Source organism: Paenibacillus sp. 01T422, from assembly GCF_056398785.1.
On sequence record NZ_JBFTQB010000472.1, the window covers coordinates 1 to 4,868 of the forward strand.

Sequence of the window (4,868 nt, forward strand, 5' to 3'; positions counted from 1 at the left end):
ACATAATCACATAAAGAGGTGCATCATGAAACGAAGATACGCGATATGCGGTGTCAGCAATCGAAGTGTGAAAATGTATATCGGTCCGATATTACAAACCTTTTCGAAGCAGACTGAAATTGTCGGATTGCTTGATGTCGACGCAAGACGGTTTGACGTATGTAAGTCTAAATATCCAGAGCTATCCGATGTCCTGGAATATGGTACGGATGATTTCGATAAGATGGTTGAACAAACGAACCCGGATGTGATTATTGTAACGGGGCGTGATGATACGCACGTGACGTATATCATTAGAGCGCTGGAACATGACCTGGATGTGTTGTCAGAGAAACCTATGGCGACGACAGGGGCGGATTGCCGAAGAATTATCGAAGCGGAGAAAAAAAGCAAAGGTAAAGTAACGGTTACTTTTAATTACAGGTACACTCCCATTCACAGTCGGATTAAAGAAATGGTATTGGAAGGCAAGGTTGGCAGAGTGACTTCCGTGGATCTGAACTGGTACATTGATACTTACCACGGAGCTAGTTATTTTAAAAGATGGAACCGCTTACGCGAGCATTCTGGAGGGCTTTCTATTCATAAAAGCTCCCATCACTTCGATTTGGTCAACTGGTGGACAGGTCAGAAACCGCTGGAAGTGTTCGCTTATGGTGCGCTTAATTACTATGGCCCGGATGGCGAGCTGAACCCGAAGAAGGAGAACGGACGTTATTGCGGTACCTGTGTGGATAAACAGGAATGCCATTATTTCATGCGCTGGTCTTCGCGGAGTAAGGAAGTCCATGTGAAAGATGACCATGTTGACGTGAGCTCAGCTAATGTACAAACGCCCTACAGCGGTTACCGGGCTGATGCTTGCATATTTGACTCGGAAATCAATATCGAGGATACGTATTCCGCTACCGTTAAATATGACGGCGGTGCACTGCTTACGTACTCCGTTAATTTTTCGCTGCCCTATGAGGGATATAGGCTTGCAATTAACGGCACCAAAGGCCGCATCGAAACGATGGAATATCATTCTCCCAGCAGGGTGCCGTTCCCGGTTCCTGAACAGACGATCGAATACTTCCCACTGTTCGGCTCCAAGGAAACGATACATGTTGTTCATCGAGAAGGTGGACACGGCGGTGGAGATCCCACACTTTTGGAAGATATTTTTCTCGGTCCGGATCCGACTCGGCCTTATGACATATTGTCCGGTTCGCTGGACGGCGCTTATTCCGTTGGGACTGGCGAAGCTGTCTGGATCTCCGTTAAGGAGAACCGCCCTGTCCGTATCGAGGATGTACTTACTTCGACTTAATTCACACGTAGCAGAAAGGAGGCGTCAGGCTTGAAGACAGATGTGACACTGAGGAAGACACCGGTTGGCTTGGGTCGCAGTGCAAGTCTTTTCTGGAGAAGGATCGTAAAAAGCCGTTATTTGTATTTCATGGTTACACCGGGACTTCTCTATTTTGCTCTTTTTAAATATTGGCCCATGTGGGGGGTACTGATTGCCTTTAAGGACTACCTGCCATTTCGCGGCTTTTGGAACAGCCCTTGGGTCGGCTTCAAGCATTTTGATCGCTTTTTCCACGATCCTGTGTTTTGGATGCTGTTTAAAAATACCTTCGTGCTGGCGATCTACAATATTGTCCTTTTCTTTCCGATCCCGATTCTGATTGCGCTGATGCTCAACGAGCTGCGTCTGGAATGGTTTAAGCGCACCATACAGACGGCCATTTATATTCCGCATTTTGTATCCTGGGTCGTCGTAGTTGGAATGGCTTACACCTTCTTCTCCTTGGAGAACGGCATCTTTACGAATATGCTCGTCCAAGCGGGAATGGAAAAGACCAACTTTCTAATGTCTAACACATGGTTCCGTCCGATGATCATTCTGGAGGTTATTTGGAAGGAATCTGGTTGGGGGACGATCATCTTTCTGGCAGCGTTGTCAGGAGTTGATCCTACATTATATGAGGCAGCTAAAATCGATGGAGCAGGACGCTTCAGACAGTTGTGGCACATTACTGTGCCAGCGATTCGCAGTACCATTGTGATCTTGTTCATACTGAGGCTGGGTAACTTTCTGGATACCGGCTTTGAGCAGATCTTCCTCATGCTCAATTCGACCAATCGTGAGGTAGGGGAAGTGTTCGATACCTATGTCTACGTTAACGGCATTCAGCAGGGACAGTTCAGCTTCAGTACGGCTGTTGGGTTGTTCAAATCACTAGTAGGTTTATGTCTGGTGCTTGCGGCTAACAAAGTTTCGAAGAAGTTAGGGGAACAGGGTGTTTATTAAAGTGGAAAGGAAGCTGCTGCCATGATTCGTCAATCATTGGGGTCACGTATATTTGATATTGTCAATGTGATCGTGTTAATTGCAATTGCCTTAATAACTTTGATTCCGTTCGTATTTGTATTGTCAGGCTCGCTAACGGCTTCTGAAGAGTTGATTCGTCGTGGTGTCGTCCTGATTCCAACAAAATTATCGCTGGATGGGTACAGATACATTTTTTCGACGAAAACGATCATGTGGAGTTTGGGTGTGACCGTTTTCATTACAGTTGCAGGCACGTTGATTAACCTGTTTTTTACTACACTGACAGCTTATCCGCTCGCGAGAAATGAGTTTATCGGACGACGTCCGATCATGCTGCTCATTTTGTTCACCATGCTGTTCAGTGGAGGGATGATTCCGACGTTTCTAGTTGTGAAATCGCTAGGACTTCTGGACAGTTATGGATCATTACTTATTCCAGGTGCAATCAGTGCATTTAACTTGATTATTTTAAGAAATTTCTTCCAGCAACTGCCTGACGGGCTTGAGGAAGCGGCGAAAATCGATGGATGCAACGATTTTCAAATATTGATTCGTGTCGTGCTGCCGCTTTCGCTTCCCGCTATGGCTACCTTTGCTTTATTTTATGCAGTGGGCCACTGGAACACGTTTTTTAATGCGATTCTTTACATTAATGATACGACGAAATGGCCGATTCAAGTATGGCTTCGTCAAATCGTCATTTTATCGCAAGGAGGGATCGGGGACTCACAACAGATGGGAAGTGATTATGTAGCGCCTCCCGGCGAAGTGATTAAGATGGCGGTTATCGTCGTCTCGACCGTGCCGATCCTGCTTGTTTATCCGTTTCTGCAAAAGCATTTTGCCAAAGGGGTTTTGCTCGGTTCTGTGAAAGGCTAGACCACATTGGGCTGCTGATTACGAACCGTCTATATATACTGACTAGGAGGCCATCATGAAAATTAAGAATATCACTTGTTACAAGCAAACGATGGGGTTATTTTATGTAAAGGTAGAAACAGATGAAGGCGCTTACGGTTTCGGTGAATCGAGCCCGATGCGTCCGGACGTGCTCATGCAAATCATGAACACGGTGATTAAGCCGCTTGTCATTGGTATGGACCCTTTTCAAACGGAGCTGATCGAAGAGGTCGTGCTGCGGAGAAATTACAAAATATCAGGTCAACTGCTTGCTGCGGCGTACAGCGGTCTCGAAATTGCACTATGGGATCTGAAGGGTCGCTATTTGAACCAGCCCGTGTATAATTTAATCGGAGGTCTTTATCGTGACCGTATTCCGCTTTACGCATCCAGTATGAGCCGAGATCTAACCCATGCGGAAGAAGCGGACAAAATTCGCGATGCGATTGATCGTCTGAAGGTCAAAGCCGTCAAAATCAAGGTAGGACCTCGTTTCGGGACGGGGCTTCCGGTTGACTTGAACGATGATGTGCTCAAGGTCAAGGCTGCCCGAGAAGCGATCGGTCCAGATTGCAAGCTGATGATCGACGGTAACAGCTCCTATACTTACATCCAGGCTGTACAGTTATTCGACCGTATTAAGGAATACAACATACATCATTTCGAAGAGCCTTGTCCGTATTACGATGTGGACACTTACGTGAAGCTGGCTAACACACTGCCGGTTCCCATTCATGTTGGGGAACAAGATTGGAATATATTCACTTTCCGTGATTTTATCAGCAAGGGTGCTTGTCATCTGTACGCAGCCGATCCTGTCAAATGCGGGGGGATATCAAGCGCGAAGCGGGCTGCTGCTTTATGTCGCGCGTTCGGTATTCACTACGTGCCGCACAATACCACCAAGGGTATCGGCTTCGCAGCAGCCATTCATTTGGCAGCCAGTTCACCGGAATGCAGCAGCTTTTACGAATACAACATCGAAACAAACAGTACCAGAGAACGTTATTTGAAACAGCCTTTCGAAGTGAAAGATGGCTATGTTCTTGTACCTCATGGGCCAGGACTAGGGGTCGAATTGGATGAGGAACTAATGGAAGCGACGCTTGAAGTTATTCGTTAGGAGTTAAATGGTTTGGTTATTATCAGTTCGTAATTAGGGGGCTAATGTATCCATGAAAACGAATCTTTTACTTAAGCAAGGACTGCTCGTTACAGCAGCATTATCGATTATTCTCGCTTCGGCATGTTCCAACGGAGAGGGATCCAAACCAGGTACGGCGGAATCCACGAAACCAGTGGAGCTTACAATGATGAACCTGTATTTGACGCCAGAACCTCCAAAAATGGACAGCGAGGCGATGAAACTACTTCAGGAGTACACGAACACGAAATTAAACATCACTTGGGTCCCCAGCGCAAGCTATAGTGAGAAGGTGACAGCCTCGATCGCTGTTGCCGGAGATCTGCCCAAGCTTCTTCTCGTGAAGGACGACCGTAACCCTGCGATTATCGAAGCTGCACGAGCAGGCTTATTCTGGGAACTGGGACCTTATCTGAAAGATTATCCGAATCTGAAAACGATGGATGCTACACGTCTAACCAATACGTCAATTGACGGTAAAGTGTACAGCATCTTCCGTTGGAG

General features: G+C 46.5%; 5 protein-coding genes. All 5 read left to right on the plus strand.

Annotation, left to right across the window (positions count from 1 at the left end; genetic code table 11):
- Positions 1–25: 25 nt before the first annotated feature.
- Complete coding sequence (locus AC1DUA_RS23425; RefSeq protein ID WP_477502059.1) at positions 26–1,312, plus strand: Gfo/Idh/MocA family protein; 1,287 nt, start codon at positions 26–28, stop codon at positions 1,310–1,312.
- A gap of 129 nt (positions 1,313–1,441) precedes the next feature.
- A complete protein-coding gene (locus tag AC1DUA_RS23430; protein WP_477502063.1) occupies positions 1,442–2,299 on the plus strand; it encodes an ABC transporter permease in 858 nt (285 codons plus the stop codon).
- A 21-nt stretch (positions 2,300–2,320) separates the two neighbouring features.
- Complete coding sequence (locus AC1DUA_RS23435) at positions 2,321–3,199, plus strand: carbohydrate ABC transporter permease (RefSeq protein ID WP_477502060.1); 879 nt, start codon at positions 2,321–2,323, stop codon at positions 3,197–3,199.
- A gap of 55 nt (positions 3,200–3,254) precedes the next feature.
- The gene (locus AC1DUA_RS23440; RefSeq protein ID WP_477502061.1) at positions 3,255–4,343 is read left to right on the plus strand and encodes a mandelate racemase/muconate lactonizing enzyme family protein; all 1,089 of its coding nucleotides are present in this window, start codon (positions 3,255–3,257) and stop codon (positions 4,341–4,343) included.
- Between the two features lie 52 nt (positions 4,344–4,395).
- On the plus strand, positions 4,396–4,868 hold a 473-nt coding region (locus AC1DUA_RS23445), incomplete at its 3' end, for an extracellular solute-binding protein (protein WP_477502062.1).

Coding starts and splice junctions, on each gene's coding strand:
- AC1DUA_RS23430 (WP_477502063.1), top strand. CDS start 1,442: ATGGTTACACCGGGACTTCTCTATTTTGCTCTTTTTAAATATTGGCCC.
- AC1DUA_RS23435 (WP_477502060.1), top strand. CDS start 2,321: ATGATTCGTCAATCATTGGGGTCACGTATATTTGATATTGTCAATGTG.
- AC1DUA_RS23440 (WP_477502061.1), top strand. CDS start 3,255: ATGAAAATTAAGAATATCACTTGTTACAAGCAAACGATGGGGTTATTT.
- AC1DUA_RS23425 (WP_477502059.1), top strand. CDS start 26: ATGAAACGAAGATACGCGATATGCGGTGTCAGCAATCGAAGTGTGAAA.